The organism is Naasia lichenicola (assembly GCF_004801885.1).
In the GTDB taxonomy this organism is placed as follows: Bacteria; Actinomycetota; Actinomycetes; order Actinomycetales; family Microbacteriaceae; genus Naasia; species Naasia lichenicola.
Genome location: NZ_SSSM01000005.1, coordinates 439,719 through 460,095 on the forward strand (window position 1 = coordinate 439,719; position 20,377 = coordinate 460,095).

Genomic DNA, 20,377 nt, shown 5'->3' on the forward strand with positions numbered 1-20,377 from the left:
CGGTCCGGCGACCAGCGACAATGGGCAGGTGTCCGCCCGAATCGAGCTGCCCGACGTCGAGTGGCGCAAAGTCTCCCCGAAGCTGATCATCGTCGACATCATCGGCTCGGCCGTCTCCGCGCTTCTCGCGCTGGCGGCGTCCCTGGCCGCGTTCTTCTTCGGCCTCGGCATCCCGGCGCTGGTGCTCGCGGTCTTCTTCGTCATGTCGGTCGTGACCGTGCTGCTCGTGCCCCGACGCGTTCGGGCGTACGGCTATCAGCTGCGCGAAGACGACCTCGTCTTCCGTCGCGGCCTGCTGTTCCAGCGCGTCGTCTCCGTGCCCTACGGCCGGATGCAGCTCGTGGACATCAATCGTGGACCCATCGCCCGTCTCGTTGGCCTGTCCGATCTGAAGCTCGTGACGGCCGCGGCATCGACCGGAGTCGCGATCCCCGGGCTGCTCGAGGACGACGCCAACCAGCTGCGCGACCGGCTCGTCGATCTCGCGGAGTCCCGGCGCGTGGGGCTGTGACCGAGCCAGTGGCGGGGGAGGGCGGCCCTGAGGCCATCCCCCGTGAGGGCGGCCCCGGCCATGACCCGTCGCATCCCTCGGATGCCGTCGGAGTGGGTGCGGGAACGGCCGCAGCGACACGGCCGGGAGCGCTGGCCGATGGGGAGTGGCATCGCCTGCACCCGGCGACGCCACTGCTGCGCGGAGGCATCGCGCTGATCGCCATCGGAGGCATCCTCGTCGCCAACCTGCGCGACCGCATCCTCGAGTCGTTCACCGGCTTCCACGAGGGCGACCCTCTGGACCTGGTCATCGACAACGGCTGGCTCATCCCCGGCCTCGCGATCACCATCGGCATCGTCCTGGTCTTCGTGCTCGGCTTCTACCTCTCCTGGCGGATGCACGAGTTCCGCGTCACGGACGAGGTCGTCGAGGTGCGCTCCGGCATCCTGTTCCGCACCAGTCGCAAGGCCCGCTTGGACCGGATCCAGGGCATCAACATCGTCCGAGCGCTCGTGCCTCGCATCTTCGGCGCCGCCCGCCTCGAGGTATCGGTCGCAGGCCAAGACGCCAATGTGCGCCTGGACTACCTGGGCTCGGCGGCCGCCGACGTGCTGCGTCGAGACGTGCTCCGGCTCGCCTCCGGAGCGAAGGCCGCACCTGCGGCGGCTGCATCAGCGGACGGCGACTCCGTGCAGCCGCGCGCGAGCGCTCTCGAGCAGCGGGTGGACGAGTTCCTCGCTCCGGAGCTCGATCCGACCGAGGCCGCCCCCGAGTCCGTGGTGCGCATCCACCCCGCCCGACTCTTCTTCTCCATCCTGCTCAGCGGCCCCACGCTGATCCTGCTCGCACTGCTCGCGTTCGGCATCCCCTGGGTCGTCATCACGGGCGACGCGTACCTGCTGTTCGGCGCCGTTCCCGCCCTCATCGGCATGACGAGCTTCACCGTCAACCGCTTCACGAAGTCGCTGCGCTACAGCATCGCCGGCACGCCCAACGGGGTCCGGATCGGCTTCGGACTGCTCTCCACCAGCAACGAGACGCTGCCGCCCGGGCGCATCCATGCCGTTGATGTGACCCAGCCGCTGCTCTGGCGGCCGGCGGGCTGGTGGCAGATCCGGATCAATCGGGCCAGCAGCTCCTCGGCCAGCAGCTCGGGTGTGGCCGCGGCGACGATGGTGCTGCCGGTCGGCGATCGGAACGACGTCGAGCGAGTCCTCGGGCTCATCCTGCCTGCGCTGATGGAGACGGCTGCGGCCGACGCGGTGCGTGTGGGGATGACCGGCAGCGGCGGCGATGGGTACGTCGGCTCCCCGCGCCGCGCCCGCGTGCTGCATCCGCTCTCCTGGAAGCGCAACGGCTTCATCTTCACCGACACCGCGCTGCTCCTTCGGGCGGGGCGGATCTGGCGGACCCTGACGATCGTGCCCGAAGCGCGCTTGCAGAGCGTGTCTCTCACTCAGAGCACTGTGGGTCGCGCGCTGAGGGTCGCCACTGTGCACGCCCACACCGTCTCCGGGCCGGTGACGGCGAGGATCGGTGCGCTCGACGTCGATACCGCCATCGAGCTGTTCAGCGACGTCTCCCGGGTCGCGATCACCACAGGTCGCGCGGACACCTCCTATCGATGGGGAGCGACCCCGTGACCGGTCGCTCCGGACGCCTGGGCGTGGGAATCATCGGTGCGGGACGGGTGGGGCCGGTTCTCGGCGCCGCGCTCGCGGGAGCGGGACACGCCATCACGGGCATCAGCGCCATCTCCGAGTCGAGCCGCGAGCGAGCAGCGGCCATGCTGCCCGGCGTTCCGGTCCTCTCTGTGCCGGAGGTGGTGGAGCGCAGCGAGCTGGTCCTGATCGCCGTCCCCGAAGCGGAGCTGGCCGCTCTCGTCGAGGGCCTCGCCGTGACGGGCGCGTGGCAGCCGGGGCAGATCGTGCTGCATACGGCGCCCGGTCTGGGGGTCGGCGTGCTGGATCCGGCTCGGAAGGCCGGTGCGATCCCGCTCGCCGTGCACCCGGCGATGCCGTTCACCGGGACGAGCCTCGATCTGGCCCGGCTGGCCGAGTCCTGGTTCGCCGTCACCGCTCCCGCTCCGGTCCAGCCCATCGGGCAGGCGCTGGTGGTCGAGATGGGCGGGGAGCCCGTCCTCGTCGACGAGCGCGACCGGGTGGCGTACGCGGAGGCGATCGCGACGGTGTCGACGTTCTCCTCGGCGATCGTCGAGCAGGCCACGAGGCAGCTGTCGGCGATCGGCATCGAGTCTCCCGGCCGGGTTCTGGGTGCGCTGGCTCGCGCGGCCGTCGACGACGCGCTCGCTCGTGCTCAGCCCGACCTCGAGATCCCCGAGCTCATGGTCGGTGACGACGACTTCGACTCGGGCCTGCCGCCGCACCGACGGTGACGGACGCCCTGATCGCGCGGCGTTCCGGCGCGGGGATCGGAGATGCGAGGGTCGATCTGCGGGCTAGCATCGTCCCTGGTCGGGCGAACCCGGCCGGAACAGACCAGGAGGACCGGTGAGCGAGCCGATCGTCTCCACGACCATCGCCGACGTGCGTGAGGTGGTCGCGGCCGCCCGAACGAGCGCAACCGGGCCCGACGCCACCGCGGCAGCGGCCGCGGCGCCGAGGGTCGCGCTGGTGCCCACGATGGGTGCGCTGCACGACGGGCATCTGGCGCTGGTCGAGCGTGCCCGAGAGACCGCCGACGTCGTGGTCGTGTCGATCTTCGTCAACCCGCTGCAGTTCAACCAGGCCTCGGACCTCGAGAACTATCCGCGCACCCTCGACGAGGACCTCGCCAAGCTCGGGGCCGCAGGAGTCGACATCGTCTTCGCGCCCGGCGGCGAGGAGATGTACCCCAACGGCCCCGTCGCCACCCGCGTCACCGGGGGAGGGGTGGGCATGATGTTCGAAGGGCGCAGCCGACGCGGTCACTTCGACGGTGTGCTGACCGTCGTGAGCAAGCTCTTCCACATCGTCGCGCCCGACGTGGCCGTGTTCGGCCAGAAGGACGCTCAGCAGGCCTTCCTGGTGCAGCGGATGGTCCGCGACCTCGATCTGCCGCTCCGGATCGAGGTGGTCGAGACCGTCCGTGCCGACGACGGCCTCGCCCTGTCGAGTCGCAACCGCCGACTCGACAGCACGGAGCGACGGGCCGCCACCACGATCGCGGCGGCGCTCGATGCCGCAGCCTCGAGCGCCGACCGGGGCATCGACGCGGTCATAGCCGCTGCCCAGTCGACGCTGATGGGGGAGCCGGTGGTCAAGCTGGACTACCTCGTCGTCGTCGATCCGGCGACCTTCGAGCCGGCTCCGGACGACTTCCACGGCCGCGCCCTCATCCTGATCGCGGCGACCGTGGGCGATACCCGTCTCATCGACAACGAGTACGCGTTCGTCAACTGAAATGTCACGGTAGACAGATCGGTTCGGAATCCGTAACCCGAAACGATCACTTCGGCATCCGTGGGGTACAAGTTGCGTGTCTCAGCGGTGAGGACAGACAGATCGGTGTACCTCCTAGTGGGGATTTGCTCCCCCCGCCACGGCGGATAGATTTCTATCAAGCCCGAAAGGTCCTCCCCGAAGAGGACACGAAGGGCGAATCGCTCACCCTGCGACGCCCGCACCGAATCCTCCCCACCCAGGAGGATGCACCAGCTCCTCACCCAAGGAGTCGCAGCACCCCTCGCCACCCACGAGGAACCCGAGCACCACCAGCAGTACCGGCGCCACCTTCCCCCACGGAGCCGGAGCGACATCCCTAACTGTCGCTGAAGAGCACCGCAACGCACCACGGCCTCCACCCAGGGGCCGGACCCGAACGTCGCCTCCCCAGCGACCAGGTGGTCTGACGGCCGTCCGCCGCCTCCGATCCATTCCGGAGCCAGCCGACGGCCGTCAGTGCGTTAACCCTCCCTCTCCTCCGTTCCGACTTCTCCTACGTTCCGGCCGAATGTGCTCGAAATTCCGTAGGGATCCGCGGGCTTCGTAGGTACTCCGGCGCGCAGACCGCGCACGGTACCCTGGACGGCGGCCCGGTTCGGGTCGCGATCCACTCCAGGAGCCCCACGTTGTCCGACGACACCACGCCCACTGAGCCGACTGAGGCAGAGGTCAGCGAGCAGAAGGCGGTCCGATCGGCGAAGCGCGCCCGACTCCTCGAGGAGGGCGAGGCCTACCCGGTCTCCGTCCCCATCACCGACACCATCGGCGCCGTCCGCGCGCGCCATGACGACCTCGCGCCCGATGAGAAGACCGGCCGGATCGTCGGACTCGCCGGACGCGTCGTGTTCCAGCGCAACACCGGCAAGCTCTGCTTCGCCTCGCTGCAGGCAGGAGACGGCGACCGGATCCAGGCGATGGTGAGTCTCGCGGAGGTGGGGGAGGAGTCGCTCGAGCGCTGGAAGGACCTGGTCGACCTCGGCGATCACGTCTTCGTCGAGGGCGAGGTGATCGCGTCACGTCGCGGGGAGCTGTCCATCATGGTGACCTCCTGGCAGATCGCCAGCAAGGCGCTGCTCCCCCTGCCCAACCTGCACGGCGAGCTCTCCGAGGAGACCCGCGTGCGCAGCCGCTATCTCGACCTCATCGTGCGGGAGCAGGCGCGGGTCACTGTGCGCGCCCGAGCCGCCGCCGTGGCCTCCCTTCGACGCACCTTCGATGCGCACGACTTCCTCGAGCTCGAGACCCCCATGCTGCAGGTGCAGCACGGAGGCGCAGCAGCCCGACCGTTCAGCACCCACAGCAATGCGTTCGACACCGAGCTCTACCTGCGCATCGCACCGGAGCTCTTCCTCAAGCGCGCCGCGGTCGGCGGGCTCGAGCGGATCTTCGAGATCAACCGCAACTTCCGCAACGAGGGTGCCGACTCCACCCACTCCCCCGAGTTCGCGATGCTCGAGGCCTACCAGGCGTACAGCGACTACAACGGCATCGCCGACCTGACCCAGGAGCTCATCCAGAACGCCGCGACGGCGGTGGCCGGCTCCCCCGTCGTCACCTGGGCGGACGGCACCGAGTTCGACCTCGGCGGCCACTGGGCGCGGATCGGCATGCACGCGTCGCTCAGCGAAGCGGCCGGCGTCGAGATCACGCCTGAGACGCGGATCGACGAGCTCACGGCGCTCGCCGACAACGTCGGAATCGAGGTGGCCCATCCGATCGCCGGAAAGTACGTCGAGGAGCTCTGGGAGCACTTCGTGAAGCCGAGCCTGTCAGCGCCGACCTTCGTCATGGACTTCCCGGTGGACACCTCACCCCTCGTCCGTGCGCACCGGAGCGTGCCCGGCGTCGTCGAGAAGTGGGACCTCTACGTCCGCGGCTTCGAGCTGGCGACCGGGTACTCCGAGCTCGTCGACCCCGTCGTGCAGCGCGAGCGCTTCGTCGAGCAGGCGGCGCTCGCCGCCGGCGGCGACCCCGAGGCGATGCGCGTCGACGAGGAGTTCCTCCGTGCCCTGGAGCACGGGATGCCACCGACCGGCGGCATGGGCATGGGCATCGACCGCCTGCTGATGGCGATCACCGGGCTCGGCATCCGCGAGACGATCCTCTTCCCGTTGGTGAAGTGATGGCGTACCTCTCCGACGACGAGCTCCGCGACAAGGGCAAGCCCAAGCCGCCGTCCTTCAACCGCGTGGCGATCTGGGTGCTCGTGGGAGCCGTCGGGCTCTACTTCCTGGTCTCGGGCATCATCGGCATCATCCAGAACGGCGGGAACTGAGCGGTCCGATCCGGGTCCAGCAGGCCCTGCGGCGGGCTGGGCTATCCTTGCCGCATCATGGATGACTTCTGGAACGCGGTCTGGTCGATCACCCCGACCATCCTCGTCGGCCTGCTGTTCTGGTTCATCATGTGGGTCATCATCCGCGCCGACCGTCACGAGCGCGCCGCCCTCGCCAAGCTCGAGGCCACCGAGCGCGAGCGCCTCGGGATCTCGACCCCCGTGGCCGCCCCCGGCGATCCCCGCAACTGACCCGAAGACCCCGCGCGACGCGGCCTAACGCCCACGGCGAACAGGAGCGTCAACCCCGAGGGTCCCTGGTTACTCTCTCTGTATCGGCGCCGTCTTCCTGCCCGGCGCCGGGGGAGAGTGACCATGTTCGAGAGATTCACCGATCGAGCCCGCCGCGTCGTCGTCTTGGCCCAAGAAGAGGCCAAGATGCTCAACCACAACTACATCGGAACCGAGCACATCCTGCTCGGTCTGATCCACGAGGGTGAGGGCGTCGCCGCCAAGGCGCTCGAGTCGCTCGGGATCTCCCTCGATGCGGTGCGCGAGCAGGTTCAGGACATCATCGGCCAGGGCCAGCAGCAGCCGACGGGGCACATCCCGTTCACGCCGCGTGCGAAGAAGGTGCTGGAGCTCTCGCTCCGCGAGGCCCTTCAGCTCGGCCACAACTACATCGGGACCGAGCACATCCTGCTCGGCCTCATCCGCGAGGGCGAGGGCGTCGCCGCCCAGGTCCTCGTCAAGCTCGGAGCCGACCTCAACCGGGTGCGCCAGCAGGTCATCCAGCTGCTCTCCGGCTACCAGGGCAAAGAGGCGATCGCCGTCGGCGGCGACACCCAGACCGGCCAGCAGCAGGGATCGCAGGTGCTCGACCAGTTCGGTCGCAACCTGACCCAGGCCGCCCGCGAATCCAAGCTCGACCCGGTGATCGGGCGCGAGAAGGAGATCGAGCGCGTCATGCAGATCCTGTCGCGCCGCTCCAAGAACAACCCCGTCCTGATCGGCGAGCCCGGCGTCGGCAAGACCGCCGTCGTCGAGGGCCTCGCCCAGGCGATCGTGCGCGGCGACGTGCCCGAGACCCTGAAGGACAAGCAGCTCTACACGCTCGACCTCGGATCGCTGATCGCCGGAAGCCGCTACCGCGGTGACTTCGAGGAGCGGCTCAAGAAGGTCACCAAGGAGATCCGCACCCGCGGCGACATCATCACCTTCATCGACGAGATCCACACGCTCGTCGGCGCAGGTGCCGCCGAGGGCGCGATCGACGCGGCTAGCATCCTCAAGCCGCTGCTCGCGCGCGGTGAGCTGCAGACCATCGGCGCGACCACGCTCGACGAGTACCGCAAGCACTTCGAGAAGGATGCAGCGCTCGAGCGTCGCTTCCAGCCGATCCAGGTGATGGAGCCCTCGCTCCCCCACACGATCAACATCCTCAAGGGCCTGCGCGACCGCTACGAGGCGCACCACAAGGTGTCCATCACCGACGGCGCCATCGTCGCGGCGGCGAACCTCGCCGACCGCTACATCGCCGACCGCTTCCTCCCGGACAAGGCCATCGACCTGATCGACGAGGCCGGCGCTCGCCTGCGCCTGTCGATCCTGTCGGCCCCGCCCGAGCTGCGCGAGTTCGACGAGAAGATCGCCGTGGTCCGCGCCGGCAAGGAGACCGCCATCGAAGACCAGGACTTCGAGAAGGCCGCCGGCCTGCGCGACGAGGAGAAGCAGCTCCTCGCCGAGCGCCTGCGCCTCGAGAAGAAGTGGAAGTCCGGAGAGGTCTCGACGACCGCCGAGGTCGATGAGGGACTCATCGCCGAAGTGCTCGCCCAGGCGACCGGCATCCCCGTCTTCAAGCTCACCGAGGAGGAGTCCTCGCGGCTCATCTTCATGGAGAAGGCCCTGCACGAGCGCGTCATCGGTCAGGAGGAGGCCATCTCGGTCCTCGCCAAGACCATCCGTCGCACCCGCGCCGGTCTGAAGGACCCGAAGCGGCCCTCCGGCTCGTTCATCTTCGCCGGCCCCACGGGCGTCGGAAAGACCGAGCTCGCCAAGGCGCTCGCCGAGTTCCTGTTCGACGACGAGAACGCGTTGATCTCCCTCGACATGAGCGAGTACGGCGAGAAGCACACCGTCTCGCGTCTGTTCGGTGCCCCTCCCGGATTCGTCGGATTCGAAGAGGGCGGCCAGCTCACCGAGAAGGTCCGCCGCAAGCCGTTCAGCGTGGTCCTGTTCGATGAGATCGAGAAGGCGCACCCCGACATCTTCAACTCGCTGCTCCAGATCCTGGAGGAGGGGCGTCTGACGGATGGCCAGGGCCGCGTGGTCGACTTCAAGAACACCGTGATCATCATGACCACCAACCTCGGTGCGCGTGACATCGCGGGCGGACCGGTCGGCTTCGTCGTCGAGGGCGAGTCCTCGACCGGCTACGACCGCATGCGCGCCAAGGTCACCGAGGAGCTGAAGAAGCACTTCAAGCCCGAGTTCCTGAACCGCGTCGACGAGACCATCGTCTTCCCGCAGCTCAGCCAGTCGGAGCTGCTCCAGATCGTGGACCTCTTCATCAAGCGCCTCGGCGTCCGGATGATGGACCGCGACCTGACCATCGAGCTCACCGAAGCGGCCAAGGGTCGGCTCATCCTGCTCGGGTTCGACCCCGCGCTCGGAGCCCGTCCGCTGCGTCGCGCGGTGCAGCACGAGATCGAGGACCGTCTGTCGGAGCGCATCCTGCACGGTGAGCTCAACGCAGGCGACCACGTCCACGTCGACTTCGTGGATGGCGAGTTCGTCTTCACGACCTCGGGTCGCGGCGACATGGTCGGCGCAGGAGCCCCCGGCGCGATCACGGCCACCCCGGAGATCGCCGCCGAGTAGGCCGCAACAGCCGAGAAGCACTGACCGAACTGCCCAGTTCTGCCGCTTGGGAAGCCTCCCGAGCAGCAGAACTGGGCAGTTCGGCGTTAAGGCGCAACAGCGAATGCTGGGAGGATGGGGGAGTGCCAGGCAGCTCGTTCCTCGTCCGTCCCGCGCGCACGAGCGATGTCCCGCTGATCCAGGCGCTCGTGGAGCCGCTCGTCCAGCGACGGATCCTGCTCGGCAAGAACCTGGTCGTCTTCTACGAGGCGATCCAGGAGTTCCTCGTCGCCGAGGCCGATGACGGCTCGCTCATCGGCTGCGGCGCCCTGCACGTGATGTGGGAGGACCTCGGTGAGGTGCGGACTCTTGCGGTCGCCGACGAGTACCTCCGCAGCGGCGTCGGGCACGCTCTGCTGGACCGGCTCGAGGAGCAGGCCCTCGCGCTCGGACTCAGCCGCCTGTTCTGCCTCACCTTCGAGACCGACTTCTTCGCTCGTCATGGCTTCACCCCGATCAGCGAAGAGGTCATCACGGTCGATGTCTACGCCGAGCTCGTGCGGTCATCCGATGAGGGTGTCGCGGAGTTCCTCGATCTGGCTCGTGTGAAGCCCAACACGCTCGGCAACACCCGGATGCTCAAGCGGCTCTGAGCCCTCGCAGTCCGCGCGTCCGCGACTATCCGGTCCGCATTCCGCCGATCGAGCGGATGGATCCCTAGCCTGTCGGCATGGCGGTGCCCCAGAGGACAGAGCGTGGTGTGCCGCGCAGCGTCTACCGGCGCCGCCGGATCCTGCTGCTGCTCGGCCTGCTCGCCGCCGCCGTGGTCGTCGCCCTGATCGTCGTCCGTCCTGCGCCTCCGCCGCCTGCTCCGCCGCCACCGGTGGCAGCGCCCGTTGTGGTGCCTGCCCCCGTCTCCACTGTGCCGGTGCCGTGCACCGCGGACCAGGTGCAGATCACGCCGACAGTCGATGCGTCGGAATACGCAGTCGGCTCACTGCCTCGGCTCTCCTGGTCGCTGGTGAATGTCAGTGCGGTGCACTGCCTGATCGACATCGGCACTCGCCAGCAGTCCCTGACGGTGTCCGACGACGCAGGTGTCGTCTGGTCGACCGTCGGATGCCTGCCCGCGGCCGATCAGACCTACCTGCTGGAACCGGCGGCCTCCGGTGCCCAGCCCGCGATGTCATCGCCGACCGTCTGGAACCGGGACTCCGCCGACGGATGCACGTCGAACGGAGATCAGCTGCCGTCGGGGACGTACCAGCTGTCGGCGTCGGTAGGGGGATTCAGCTCCGCCACCGCGGCGAGCTTCGTGCTCGACTGACCACGCCCGCCAGCGGCCTTTTTGCCCGACGCAGAGGCGCCCTGGGCCTTCGCGACATCCTGGTGCCGGGCGCGAGCCGCGCCACCGGCCATCATCGAGGCGCCGATCGCCTGCAGAAGGTTCGAATGATCGTGGTCGATCACGGTGCCGAAGCCGAGACGCTTCGCCTCGCTGCCGCGCTGGCGGGCGAGTGACACGGGCCGGATCTCACCGGCGAGACTGAGCTCGCCGAAGGCGACCAGATCGTGGCGGATGGGGACGTCCTCTACGGCCGAGGCCACCGCCAGTGCGATCGCGAGATCGGCCGCCGGTTCGGAGAGCTTCACACCGCCCACCGTCGAGACGTAGACGTCGAACGGACTGAGGGAGACACCCGCGCGCCGCTCGAGCACGGCCAGGATCATCGCGACGCGGCTCGACTCGAGGCCCACCGTGACCCGCCTGGGGGAGGGAGTGGTGGACGGGACGACGAGCGCCTGAATCTCGACGGGCAGGGCGCGCTTGCCCTCCATCGCGACCGTGGCGCAGGTGCCGCTGACGATGGTGGTGCTTCGGCTGAGGAACAGCCCGCTCGGGTCGGGCACCTCGGAGATGCCCTCGCCGGTCATCTCGAAGCAGCCGACCTCGTCGGTCGGTCCGAAGCGGTTCTTCTGAGCGCGGACGAAGCGCAGGGCGGTCTGACGATCGCCGTCGAACGTGCAGACCACATCGACCAGGTGCTCGAGCAGCCGAGGGCCGGCGATGGAGCCGTCTTTCGTCACGTGGCCGACGAGCAGCACCGAGTGGCCGCGGCTCTTGGCCGCCTTGATGAGGGTGGCCGCGACCTCGCGCACCTGAGCCGGTCCGCCGGCGAGCCCGTCGACCTCGGAGCTCGAGACGGTCTGCACCGAGTCGATGATGAGCAGATCGGGTTGCACCGCCTCGACCTGGCCGAGCACGGTGGCGAGATCTGTCTCGGCCCCGAGGTACAGCAGGGGTTCGAGGGCGCCGGTGCGCTCGGCACGCATGCGCACCTGGCTCACCGACTCCTCCGCGCTCACGTAGAGCACGCGCTGACCGGTGGAAGCAGCCCGGGCGGCGACCTCGAGCAGCAGCGTCGACTTGCCGACACCGGGTTCGCCCGAGAGCAGGATGGCGGCACCCGGCACGATCCCGCCACCGAGCACCCGGTCGAACTCGTTGATGCCGCTCGGCCAGTGCACCGCGCTGGTTGTGGCGATGTCGCCGATGGGACGCGCGGCACGGTCAGCGGCGATGCGGACAGGCACCACCGAGCGGAGGATCCCCGTCTTCTCGGTGACCTCGACGACCGTGCCCCACTGCTGGCACTCCCCACAGCGACCGACCCACTTCGCGGTCTTCCAGTCGCACTCGGTGCACTTGTAGGGATGCGAGGTGCCTGCGGAGGAGCGTGCCATGCGGACACCATATGCGGAGGCTCGGACATTCGTTCGAATGCACGCGGCGGTGCTCCAGAACGCATTGCACCCGCGGAACGGGTGCGTTCGCGATTCGCGGAGCCCGCGCCCGCTCGCGTACACTCGACCCCGGTAGCGTGTCCGAGCGGCCTAAGGAGCATGTCTCGAAAACATGTGTGGGGGCGACTCCACCGTGGGTTCAAATCCCACCGCTACCGCCATCGGAAGCCCTCGCGCACTGCGTTTTCACACGGTGCTGCGGGGGCTTTCGGCTTTCCCTGGCGGCGTCCTCGGCGGCGGCGACACGGTCGCAGGCCTCGTGGTGACCTCGAGATCGGTCCGTCGGATGCGTGTCGATCGTGCTCCAGAAGCTCCCGCGTCATTTGGCAGACGAATCGTCTGGTACCTTACATAGATCGTTTGGTGGCTGACGATCGGACACCACCTGCCGATCCGAGATCGGTGGAAGCGGATGCAGAGGAGCGGAAGATGGCGGCCGAACGGATCGCACTGGTCACGGGAGCGAATCAGGGGGTCGGCTTCCAACTGACCAAGGAGCTCGTCGCCAACGGCGTCACCGTCCTGCTCGGCTCGCGCAGCCTCGAGCGCGGCGAGGCGGCCGCTCAGGAGATCGGGCCTGGGGCGATCGCCATCCAGCTGGACGTCACCGACTCGGCCTCGATCGCCGCCGCGGCGGAGCGGGTCCGCTCGGAATTCGGTCGGCTCGATCTGCTGGTGAACAACGCAGGCATCTCGCACACTGGGGGACCGCGGTCATTGGATGATGTCGTTCGGACGGGTCTGGCGAGCACGGCCGATCTCGACGAGGTCAGGGAGATCTGGGAGACGAACGTCTTCGGCGTCCTCGCCGTGTACCAGGCGATGCTGCCGCTCCTGCGCGAATCATCGGACGCCCGCATCGTGAACGTGTCGAGCGGAGTCGGATCGCTGACCTCGAATTCCGACCCCTCGTTTGCCTACCGCTCGACGTTCGGCCCGGGCTACGCAGCATCGAAGACGGCGCTCAACGCGATGACCGTGGCCATGATGATCGAGCTCGAGTCGACCGACATCAAGGTCAACTTAGTGTCTCCGGCCTTCACCAGCACCGCCCTCAACGGGTACGCGGGCACGGAGTCGTTGGAGGACGGGTCCCGCGAGGTGGTGCGCGTGGCGCTCCTCGGTCCGGACGGCCCGACTGGAACGTTCACTCGCTGGCCGGCTGCAACGATCCCCTGGTGACGGATCACCACGACTCGGTCGGGGCCTGGGTGAAGCGGTACTACTACGCATCCCGAACGATGATCGAGGCGGTCCTGCGCGAGCACGACCTCGGCTCGACGCAGTGGTACGTGCTCTATCACCTCGCCAATGCCGGTCCCACGATGCAGCGCGACCTGGGCCGCATCCTCAAGATCGAACGAGCCACCCTCAGCGGCGTAGTCACCACCCTCGTCCGCAAGGGCCTCGTCGACCAGACGCCCGACGCGGTGGACCAGCGGCAGCGAGTCCTGCGGCTCTCGACCGCCGGGGAAGAGCTGTGGAAGGAGCTGCCCGATCCCGTCGCAGTCGTCCAGGAGATCTCCTTCGAAGGGGCCGACGACGCGGACCTGGCGACCGCGGTGCGCGTTCTTCAGGCGGCCACTCGCAACCTCGAGGCCCATGCCCCGGGGGTGGAGCGGGAATAGAGCCCTCAGCTCCGCAGCGCGAGCACGAAGGGCAGCACGCCGGGAGCGCCCGCCTGGCGCAGCAGCCGAGATGCGACCGTGAGAGTCCAGCGGCTGTCGGCGAGGTCGTCGACGAGCAGCACGGGCCCGGTTGCCGACTCCAGCGCGGCCGTCAGTTCACCGCCCACCTGGAACGCCGGCCAGACCGAGCCGAGACGGTAGGCGCTGTTGCCGGTCTCGCCCGACGCACCGCCCTCGCCGGTGCGATCGAGAGCGCCGAGGATGGGAAGCCTCCCGATCCGAGCGAGCCCCTGAGCGACGGAGTCGATCAGGACTGGCCGGCTCCGGCTCGGCATCGTCACGATGCCGACCGGCCGCTCTGCCCATCCCCACTGCGAGAGCACCCGCACACACGCGTCGAGCATCGCCTGCGACACGGGGGCGTCGGTGGCGCCGGGCGAGAAGAGCTCGCGAAGCGGCCCGCCCCAGCCGAGATCGGTCAGTCGGGCGAGCGCTCGGCCCTCGAGGGCGCGCTCGTTCTGCGGCAGGTTGCCGCGCACCGGCACTCCACGAGAGCTCGCGCCGGTCGGCCACTGAGCGCGCGGCTCGACGGCGACCCCCACGCGGTCGAGCGAAGCGGAAGCCTCGCGACTCGAATTCTCGGGCACGTCCGTGGGGTACCAGACTCCCGCGCATCGATCGCAGCGCCCGCAGTCGGTCGCGGTCGGATCGTCGAGGGTGCGCTGCAGGAACGCCATCCGGCATCCGTCGGTGGTCTCGAAGTCGAGCATGCTCTGCTGCTCGGTGGTGCGGGCCTGGGCGATGCGCTCGTAGCGCTCGCGGTCGTAGGTCCACGGAACGCCGGTCGACACCCAGCCGCCGCGCACGCGCCGGACCGCTCCATCGACGTCGAGCACCTTGAGCAGCAGCTCGAGGCGCGAGCGTCGGATGTCGACGAGCGCCTCGAGGGCGGGTGTGGAGAGAGGATCGTCGCCGAGCCGGTGGAGCACGGCCGCAGCACGCTCCTCGGTCGGCATCGCGGCGGTGGCGAAGTACTGCCAGATGGCGGGATCCTCTGGACCGGGGAGCAGCAGGACGTCGGCGTTCTCGGTGGCCCGGCCGGCGCGGCCGACCTGCTGGTAGTAGGCGACGGGGGAGCTGGGCGCGCCGAGATGGAGCACGAATCCGAGGTCGGGCTTGTCGAAGCCCATCCCGAGTGCGCTCGTGGCGACGAGCGCCTTCACCCTGTTCTGTTTGAGGAGCTCCTCGGCCTGCTCGCGCTGCTCGGGATCCGTCTGACCGGTATAGGCGAGCACCTCGTGCCCCGCCTCGCGCAGGAGCCTGGCGGTGTCCTCTGCGGCCGAGACGGTGAGCGAGTAGATGATGCCGCTGCCCGGCAGCTCTCCGATGTGCGCCATCAGCCAGCCCAACCGGGCCGCCGCGTCGGGCAGCCGCAGCACGCCGAGACGGAGCGAGCTGCGGGCCAGCGGACCGCGGATCGTCAGGACGTCTCCGGCGGCAGGACCCGCGGCGCCGAGCTGCTCGGCGACGTCCTCGACGACTCGGCTGTTCGCGGTCGCGGTGGTGGCGAGGACAGGGACGGTGGACGGTATGCGCTCGATGAGCTCGCGAAGTCGCCGGTAGTCGGGTCGGAAGTCGTGCCCCCAGTCGGAGATGCAGTGCGCCTCGTCGACGACCACCAAGCCAGTGCGCGCGACGAGCTCGGGCAGCTGCTCATCGCGGAACGTCGGATTGTTCAACCGCTCGGGCGACACGAGCAGCACGTCGACCTCGTCGCGCGCGATCTGCTCGCGGACCTCGCCCCACTCGTGCGCGTTGGCGGAGTTGATGGCGACCGCCCGGACGCCTGCCCGCGCCGCGGCGGCGACCTGGTCGCGCATCAGCGCCAGCAGCGGGGAGACCAGCAGCGTCGGGCCGGCACCGCGGTCACGGAGCAGGCGGGTCGCGACGAAGTAGACGGCGGACTTCCCCCATCCGGTGCGCTGAACGACGAGCGCGCGGCGCGCATCGTCGACGAGCGCGGAGATCGCCTCGAACTGACCGTCATGGAACACCGCGTCGGGACGACCGACCAGCTCGCGGAGGGCGGTTTCAGCGGCGACTCGGGTGTCCATCCGCCCAGACTGTCAGGCCCGTCCGACACCCAGGTCGCCCAGCGCCTTCAGCCGATCGTGGCGAGAGCTGCTCGGCCACCTTTCCTCCCTACGGCACGGGAAGGAAACCTGGCCGACGGGAGGAAAGGTGGCCGCGGAAGGAGAAAAGGTGGCCGACGAGAGGAAACCTGGCCGCGCGCGGGAGAGGGGCGGAGGTGCGGGCAGCCGATCGTGGCCGAGCGCTCATGTGCTCGAGCGGACCACGAGCGTCGGGGTCAGATCGATGCGGCGCACGGCCCCGCCGGTGCCGGCGATGGCGCCGAGCAGCAGCTCGAGCGCGACGCGACCCGACTCCTCGAAGGGCTGGCGGATGGTGGTGAGTCCGAGACCGTCGGCGAGCGGACCGTCGTCGTAGCCCACGATCGCGACGTCCTCGGGGATCCTCAACCCTCGGGCCGCCAGGCCACGCCATGCACGGGACGCCAGCTCGTCGTGGTTGGCGACGATCGCGGTGGGCGGCGTGGGACCCTCCAGCGCGGCGAGCAGGGCCGGTGTGGGGTCGGCGTGGAGCGGACTTCTGACGAGACTGACCTCGACATGCTCGGCGAGTCCGCGGATGCGCAGCATCCCGGCGGAGACGTAGTCGTCGGATAGCTGCGGTTCCCCGAGGAAGATCACGCGTTCGTGGCCGCGTTCGCGCAGGTGCGCCCCTGCGGCCCGTCCGCCCTCCTCATCATCGACGAGCACGACAGGCAGATCGTCGCCGACGGGCCGCGCTCGGCGCACATCGATGAGGACGAGGGGCAGTGCAGCCTCCCTGCTTGCTCGAAGGGCCGCGCTCCCGAGCGGCACCCCCATCAGGATGAGGCCGTCGATTCCCCTGCGCGCCGGCAGCGCGTCCAGCAGCGGCGCACTCACGCTCGCCGCCGATTCCAGGTCGTGCGCCATCAGCTCGACGGCGGTATCCCGGGCGCGAACCAGCATGCCCGAGAACCGACGGAAGTAGGTCGAGTAGCTGCTGAAGGGAGCGGCGACAGCGATCCTCGTGCCGCCTGAAGCCCGGCGCCCGCCGTCGATCGCGCGGTAGCCCAAGGACCCTGCAGCGGCGATCACTCGTGCGCGCGTCGTCTCGCTCACGCGATGCGGAGAGTTGATGGCGAGGGACACCGTGGAGATGCTGACCCCGGCGCGCTCGGCGACGCTGTAGATGGTGACCTTGTTCTCGGCGCCCACTCGGCTCGTCTCGCAAGAAGAAATGCTTCATCGAAGTGCTTCGACCGATTCACAATGATGCCCGGATCAAAGGAGGTCGTCAACGATGACGTACAAGAAGGCGCGCAAGGACCGTTTCGTGCAAGCGGTCGAGCGGAGGCTCAAGCCGCTCCAGCCGAAACAGGAGAAGACCGCTCTGGGCAAGCGCACGAGTTCAGCCGCGTTCGACCCGATCATGTCCGCCGAACTCGGCGTCGCTCCCATCGTCAGTGCGACCGAAGAGCACGTCCTTCCGGTGCCGGGGCATCCCGACGCGCGCCTGCGGGTCTACTGGCCGACCGACGTCCGAGCCGAGGCAGTGGCGGACGGCGGACTGCCCGTGCTCGTCTACTTCTTCGGAGGCGGGTTCGAGATCGCCGGCATCGACTGGGTGTGGTGGGACGCGTCCTTCCGTGAGCGGGCTCGCGACGCGGGCATCATCCTGGTCGCGGGCGAGTACTCCCACGCTCCGGAAGTCACATTCCCCGCTCAGCCCGAGCAGTGCTGGAGCGTCTTCGAATGGGCCGCGACCCACGCCCGCGAGCTCGGCGGCGATCCGAACCGGATGGCGATCGGCGGCGGATCGTCCGGCGCGAACCTCGCCACGGCCACGGCGCTGATGAATCGGGATCGCGCGAACCGGCCGGTGCGCCTGCAGATCCTCGAGGTCCCGCTGCTCGACCTGACCACCCGCCACCTCGACCTCGACGGCGTCGAGCCGGGCATCCCCAAGCCGCTGTTCCGGCACCTCGCCGGCATCATCGTGCGCCAGTACGTGGGACGGAGCCGAAAGCGGCGCCGCGATCCCTACGCATCGCCCCTGCTCGCGAAGTCGCTGAAGGGGATGCCGCCGACGGTCATCTGGACGGCGGAGCTCGACGCACTGCGCGGCGACGGCGAGGCGTACGCGCGTGCGCTGAGCGAGGCGGGAGTGCCTGTGTCCTGCGTTCGGATGATCGGCCAGAACCACGGGTCGGGCGGATTCCGCCACCACGTGCCCGCCGCGGACCACCTGCACCGCGACATCGTCGCCACCCTCCGCACCCTGCACGACGAACCGGTCGTGTACCCGGAGGTCGCCCGATGAGCACACTGGCCCACCTGTCCCTCGACGCCGGATTCCTGCGCTGGATCGCCCGCATCGATGAGATCAGCCCTGGATTGGACGGGATCTTCAGCCCGGACCCCGCCGTGCAACGGGAGGCGGCCCGCCGACTGTCGGACCTGCTTGCGGTCGAGTTCACCCTTCCCGTGCCCGACGGCATCGCGATCGAGGACTTCACGATCGATGGTCCAGGCGGACAGCTCCGGATGCGTCGCTATCGGCCGATGGCAGCCTCGGGACAGCTGCCCACGCAGCTCTGGCTCCACGGCGGCGGCTTCTACGCAGGAACCATGGAGGAGCTCCTCAACGACCGGCTCTGCGCCCACCGCGCGGCCGAGACCGGAGTGCAGCAGTTCTCGCTCGAGTACCGGCTCGCACCGGAGCATCCGTATCCCGCGCCGGTGCTCGACGCCGAGGCCGCCATCGATGCGCTGATCGGCGACCACGAGCGCTTCGGCGTCGATCCGACGCGTCTGGGGATCGGCGGCAATTCGGCCGGAGCCGCGATCGCGGCCAGCACAGCCCTCCGACTCCGCGACCGCGGCGATGTCCCCCTGATCCATCTGGACCTCGAGGTGCCGCCCACATCTCTGCCGCCCGTCGGCGCATCCGCTCGCGACTATGCGGTCGGCTTCGGCCTCGACCAGATCGAGCTCATCATGGGCATGTACGCCGGACCGGACGGCCCCGCCGACCCGTACATCTCGCCGCTCGACGTCCCCGACCTGACCGGCCTCCCGCCGACCCTCGTCATGGTGGCCGAGCACGACCCCCTCCGCGACTCGGGCATCCAGTTCGCGGAGCGGCTCGAAGCCGCGGGCGTCCCGGTGGTCCTCATCGAGGGCGCGGGGCATCTGCATGGGACGCCCGGTCAGACCGCCGCCTCGGTACGCGCCCTCGACTGGCAGCTCGAGCATGCCCACGAGGTCGCCCTCGCCTACGGCCAGGCCAACGCCCACTGATCGTTCCGCCCCTCCGTCAGCCGCTCTGTCAGCACCTCGAAAACCCATCCAGCGATCCACCACCAGCCATCCACCTCATCAAGGAGACGACGATGTCCCATACCACCCTCGATCCGATCGGCGCCGTCGGCCCCGACACGATCCCCGGATCGCCGCAGCCGCGCGGGTTCCTCCCCGCGTTCGTGCTGTCCTGGTTCGGCCTCAACCTCGTGCTCGGCACCCTGATCGGCGCGTCCATCCCCAAGGTGTTCGCGCTCGCCGACGACGCGACGAAGGGCACCAGCCTCTCCATCGTCGCGGCGGTGGGCGGTGTCGTCGTGATGGTGATCACGCCGCTGTTCGGGCGGTTCAGCGACCGCACGATGTCACGGCTGGGCAAGCGCCGCCCGTGGATCCTCGGCGGTTCGATCGTCGGGCTCCTGGGCGCGCTGCTGCTCGCGGTGTCGGACCAGCTGTGGATGGTGGTCGTCGGCTGGTCGATCGTGCAGGTCGGCTATGGCGCGACGAACGCGGCCGTCCATGCACTGCTCGCAGATCAGATCCCGGCGCGGACCCGCGCACGCGTGTCCGCGGCCGCCAGCGTAGGCAGCGTGCTCGCTTTGATCGTGGGCTCGGTGCTGATCGCCGCACTCCCGAACGATGCGCAGTGGACGTGGTTCGTGGTGCCGGCCGTGCTCGGCACGATCTTCAGCGCGCTGCTGTTCTTCCGTCTGAACGACATCGTGCGCACCGAGCGGCCCGCGCCGTGGCGCTGGTCGGATGTGCTGGCCACCTATTGGCTGAACCCGCTCGCCTACCGCGACTTCTTCTGGGCGTGGGCCTGCCGGCTGCTCGTCACCATGTCGATCGTCACCGTGACGCTGTACCTGCTCTACTTCATCATCGACCGGCTCGGCGTCCCCGCGGCTGAGGCGTCGGGCGTCTACGCGCAGATCCTCATCGTGTTCACGCTGGCGACGGTCGTCACCGGGGTGCTGTTCGCCTGGATCTCGGACCGGACCGGCCGGCGCAAGGCGATCGTGTGGGTGTCGGCGCTGCTCTCGGCGGGCGGACTCGTCGTCGCGGTGTCCTCGACCGACCTGCCGATGTTCCTCTTCGCGATGACGCTCGTCGGCGCGGCGCAGGGCGCGTTCGTCTCCGTCGACGTGGCGATGATGACCGAGGTGCTGCCCACCTTCGAGGAGGCCGGCAAGGACCTCGGCATCGTGTCCCTGTCGTACCAGGTGCCGCAGGTGCTGGTCCCCGTCATCGCCATCCCGCTGCTCGCTATCGGCGGCGGCACCCAGAACTACACGGCGCTGTTCACCGCGGCCATCGTGTTCGGGGTCCTCGGCGGGCTCGCCGTGCTGCCGATCAAGAAGGTCAGGTAGCGGTCTCTCCGCGGTAGAAGGTGGCTCCCCGCTGCGGAACTTTCCGCAGCGGGGAGCCGTCTCGAAACGAGATCGGTCACGCTCGATCGCCCC

The 20,377-nt window shown here is 69.1% G+C and carries 18 protein-coding genes and 1 tRNA gene; 16 read left to right on the plus strand and 3 right to left on the minus strand.

Annotation, left to right across the window (positions count from 1 at the left end):
• Positions 1 to 28 precede the first annotated feature (28 nt).
• The 10 genes from E6C64_RS12970 to E6C64_RS13010 all read left to right on the plus strand — a co-directional run bounded on the left by E6C64_RS12970 (position 29) and on the right by E6C64_RS13010 (position 10,397).
• Positions 29 to 511, plus strand: a complete 483-nt coding sequence (locus E6C64_RS12970; protein WP_136427916.1) for a PH domain-containing protein — start codon at positions 29 to 31, stop codon at positions 509 to 511.
• Positions 508 to 2,136 (plus strand): PH domain-containing protein, encoded by a 1,629-nt coding sequence (locus E6C64_RS12975; protein WP_136427917.1) that lies wholly within the window; start codon positions 508 to 510, stop codon positions 2,134 to 2,136. Before E6C64_RS12970 ends, E6C64_RS12975 begins: the two co-directional genes overlap by 4 nt.
• On the plus strand, positions 2,118 to 2,888 hold the full coding sequence (locus E6C64_RS12980; protein WP_136427918.1) for a Rossmann-like and DUF2520 domain-containing protein: 771 nt from the start codon (positions 2,118 to 2,120) through the stop codon (positions 2,886 to 2,888). The genes E6C64_RS12975 and E6C64_RS12980 overlap by 19 nt, the downstream gene beginning before the upstream one ends.
• 115 nt (positions 2,889 to 3,003) lie before the next feature.
• The gene (gene panC, locus E6C64_RS12985) at positions 3,004 to 3,894 is read left to right on the plus strand and encodes a pantoate--beta-alanine ligase (protein ID WP_136427919.1); all 891 of its coding nucleotides are present in this window, start codon (positions 3,004 to 3,006) and stop codon (positions 3,892 to 3,894) included.
• Between the two features lie 668 nt (positions 3,895 to 4,562).
• Positions 4,563 to 6,059, plus strand: coding sequence for a lysine--tRNA ligase (gene lysS / locus E6C64_RS12990; RefSeq protein WP_136427920.1), 1,497 nt, complete (start codon positions 4,563 to 4,565; stop codon positions 6,057 to 6,059).
• Positions 6,059 to 6,211 (plus strand): hypothetical protein, encoded by a 153-nt coding sequence (locus tag E6C64_RS19115; RefSeq protein ID WP_158437862.1) that lies wholly within the window; start codon positions 6,059 to 6,061, stop codon positions 6,209 to 6,211. The genes lysS and E6C64_RS19115 overlap by 1 nt, the downstream gene beginning before the upstream one ends.
• A gap of 57 nt (positions 6,212 to 6,268) precedes the next feature.
• On the plus strand, positions 6,269 to 6,463 hold the full coding sequence (locus E6C64_RS12995; protein ID WP_136427921.1) for a hypothetical protein: 195 nt from the start codon (positions 6,269 to 6,271) through the stop codon (positions 6,461 to 6,463).
• A gap of 123 nt (positions 6,464 to 6,586) precedes the next feature.
• On the plus strand, positions 6,587 to 9,091 hold the full coding sequence (locus tag E6C64_RS13000) for an ATP-dependent Clp protease ATP-binding subunit (RefSeq protein WP_136427922.1): 2,505 nt from the start codon (positions 6,587 to 6,589) through the stop codon (positions 9,089 to 9,091).
• Positions 9,092 to 9,213: 122 nt separating this feature from the next.
• A complete protein-coding gene (locus E6C64_RS13005; RefSeq protein WP_136427923.1) occupies positions 9,214 to 9,723 on the plus strand; it encodes an amino-acid N-acetyltransferase in 510 nt (169 codons plus the stop codon).
• Between the two features lie 77 nt (positions 9,724 to 9,800).
• On the plus strand, positions 9,801 to 10,397 hold the full coding sequence (locus E6C64_RS13010) for a hypothetical protein (protein ID WP_136427924.1): 597 nt from the start codon (positions 9,801 to 9,803) through the stop codon (positions 10,395 to 10,397).
• Here E6C64_RS13010 and radA read toward each other — a convergent pair.
• Positions 10,313 to 11,815 (minus strand): DNA repair protein RadA, encoded by a 1,503-nt coding sequence (gene radA / locus E6C64_RS13015; protein ID WP_136427925.1) that lies wholly within the window; start codon positions 11,813 to 11,815, stop codon positions 10,313 to 10,315. The two genes, E6C64_RS13010 and radA, sit on opposite strands and share 85 nt — an antisense overlap.
• Positions 11,816 to 11,946: 131 nt before the next feature.
• On the opposite strand from radA, the gene E6C64_RS13020 reads away from it, so the two are divergent.
• The 3 genes from E6C64_RS13020 (at position 11,947) to E6C64_RS13030 (ending at position 13,503) form a co-directional block, all read left to right on the plus strand.
• A tRNA-Ser gene (locus E6C64_RS13020) sits at positions 11,947 to 12,036 on the plus strand.
• Between the two features lie 268 nt (positions 12,037 to 12,304).
• Positions 12,305 to 13,057, plus strand: coding sequence for an SDR family NAD(P)-dependent oxidoreductase (locus tag E6C64_RS13025; protein ID WP_136427926.1), 753 nt, complete (start codon positions 12,305 to 12,307; stop codon positions 13,055 to 13,057).
• The gene (locus tag E6C64_RS13030; RefSeq protein WP_233255617.1) at positions 13,054 to 13,503 is read left to right on the plus strand and encodes a MarR family winged helix-turn-helix transcriptional regulator; all 450 of its coding nucleotides are present in this window, start codon (positions 13,054 to 13,056) and stop codon (positions 13,501 to 13,503) included. The genes E6C64_RS13025 and E6C64_RS13030 overlap by 4 nt, the downstream gene beginning before the upstream one ends.
• 5 nt (positions 13,504 to 13,508) lie before the next feature.
• On the opposite strand, the gene E6C64_RS13035 is transcribed toward E6C64_RS13030, so the two are convergent.
• Both E6C64_RS13035 and E6C64_RS13040 read right to left on the minus strand, forming a co-directional pair.
• A complete protein-coding gene (locus tag E6C64_RS13035; RefSeq protein WP_136427927.1) occupies positions 13,509 to 15,617 on the minus strand; it encodes a RecQ family ATP-dependent DNA helicase in 2,109 nt (702 codons plus the stop codon).
• Between the two features lie 222 nt (positions 15,618 to 15,839).
• Positions 15,840 to 16,829, minus strand: coding sequence for a LacI family DNA-binding transcriptional regulator (locus tag E6C64_RS13040; RefSeq protein ID WP_136427928.1), 990 nt, complete (start codon positions 16,827 to 16,829; stop codon positions 15,840 to 15,842).
• Between the two features lie 85 nt (positions 16,830 to 16,914).
• On the opposite strand from E6C64_RS13040, the gene E6C64_RS13045 reads away from it, so the two are divergent.
• The 3 genes from E6C64_RS13045 to E6C64_RS13055 all read left to right on the plus strand — a co-directional run bounded on the left by E6C64_RS13045 (position 16,915) and on the right by E6C64_RS13055 (position 20,284).
• On the plus strand, positions 16,915 to 17,934 hold the full coding sequence (locus E6C64_RS13045) for an alpha/beta hydrolase (RefSeq protein ID WP_233255618.1): 1,020 nt from the start codon (positions 16,915 to 16,917) through the stop codon (positions 17,932 to 17,934).
• A complete protein-coding gene (locus E6C64_RS13050; protein ID WP_136427929.1) occupies positions 17,931 to 18,914 on the plus strand; it encodes an alpha/beta hydrolase in 984 nt (327 codons plus the stop codon). Before E6C64_RS13045 ends, E6C64_RS13050 begins: the two co-directional genes overlap by 4 nt.
• A gap of 92 nt (positions 18,915 to 19,006) precedes the next feature.
• Positions 19,007 to 20,284 (plus strand): MFS transporter, encoded by a 1,278-nt coding sequence (locus tag E6C64_RS13055; protein WP_136427930.1) that lies wholly within the window; start codon positions 19,007 to 19,009, stop codon positions 20,282 to 20,284.
• Positions 20,285 to 20,377 lie beyond the last annotated feature (93 nt).

What these genes read in the sequence shown, in the direction of transcription:
- E6C64_RS12980 (WP_136427918.1), top strand. Translation starts at nt 2,118, where the DNA reads ATGGGGAGCGACCCCGTGACCGGTCGCTCCGGACGCCTGGGCGTGGGA.
- E6C64_RS19115 (WP_158437862.1), top strand. Translation starts at nt 6,059, where the DNA reads ATGGCGTACCTCTCCGACGACGAGCTCCGCGACAAGGGCAAGCCCAAG.
- E6C64_RS12995 (WP_136427921.1), top strand. Translation starts at nt 6,269, where the DNA reads ATGGATGACTTCTGGAACGCGGTCTGGTCGATCACCCCGACCATCCTC.
- E6C64_RS13000 (WP_136427922.1), top strand. Translation starts at nt 6,587, where the DNA reads ATGTTCGAGAGATTCACCGATCGAGCCCGCCGCGTCGTCGTCTTGGCC.
- E6C64_RS13010 (WP_136427924.1), top strand. Translation starts at nt 9,801, where the DNA reads ATGGCGGTGCCCCAGAGGACAGAGCGTGGTGTGCCGCGCAGCGTCTAC.
- radA (WP_136427925.1), bottom strand. Translation starts at nt 11,815, where the DNA reads ATGGCACGCTCCTCCGCAGGCACCTCGCATCCCTACAAGTGCACCGAG.
- E6C64_RS13025 (WP_136427926.1), top strand. Translation starts at nt 12,305, where the DNA reads ATGGCGGCCGAACGGATCGCACTGGTCACGGGAGCGAATCAGGGGGTC.
- E6C64_RS13035 (WP_136427927.1), bottom strand. Translation starts at nt 15,617, where the DNA reads ATGGACACCCGAGTCGCCGCTGAAACCGCCCTCCGCGAGCTGGTCGGT.
- E6C64_RS13045 (WP_233255618.1), top strand. Translation starts at nt 16,915, where the DNA reads ATGACGTACAAGAAGGCGCGCAAGGACCGTTTCGTGCAAGCGGTCGAG.
- E6C64_RS13050 (WP_136427929.1), top strand. Translation starts at nt 17,931, where the DNA reads ATGAGCACACTGGCCCACCTGTCCCTCGACGCCGGATTCCTGCGCTGG.
- E6C64_RS13055 (WP_136427930.1), top strand. Translation starts at nt 19,007, where the DNA reads ATGTCCCATACCACCCTCGATCCGATCGGCGCCGTCGGCCCCGACACG.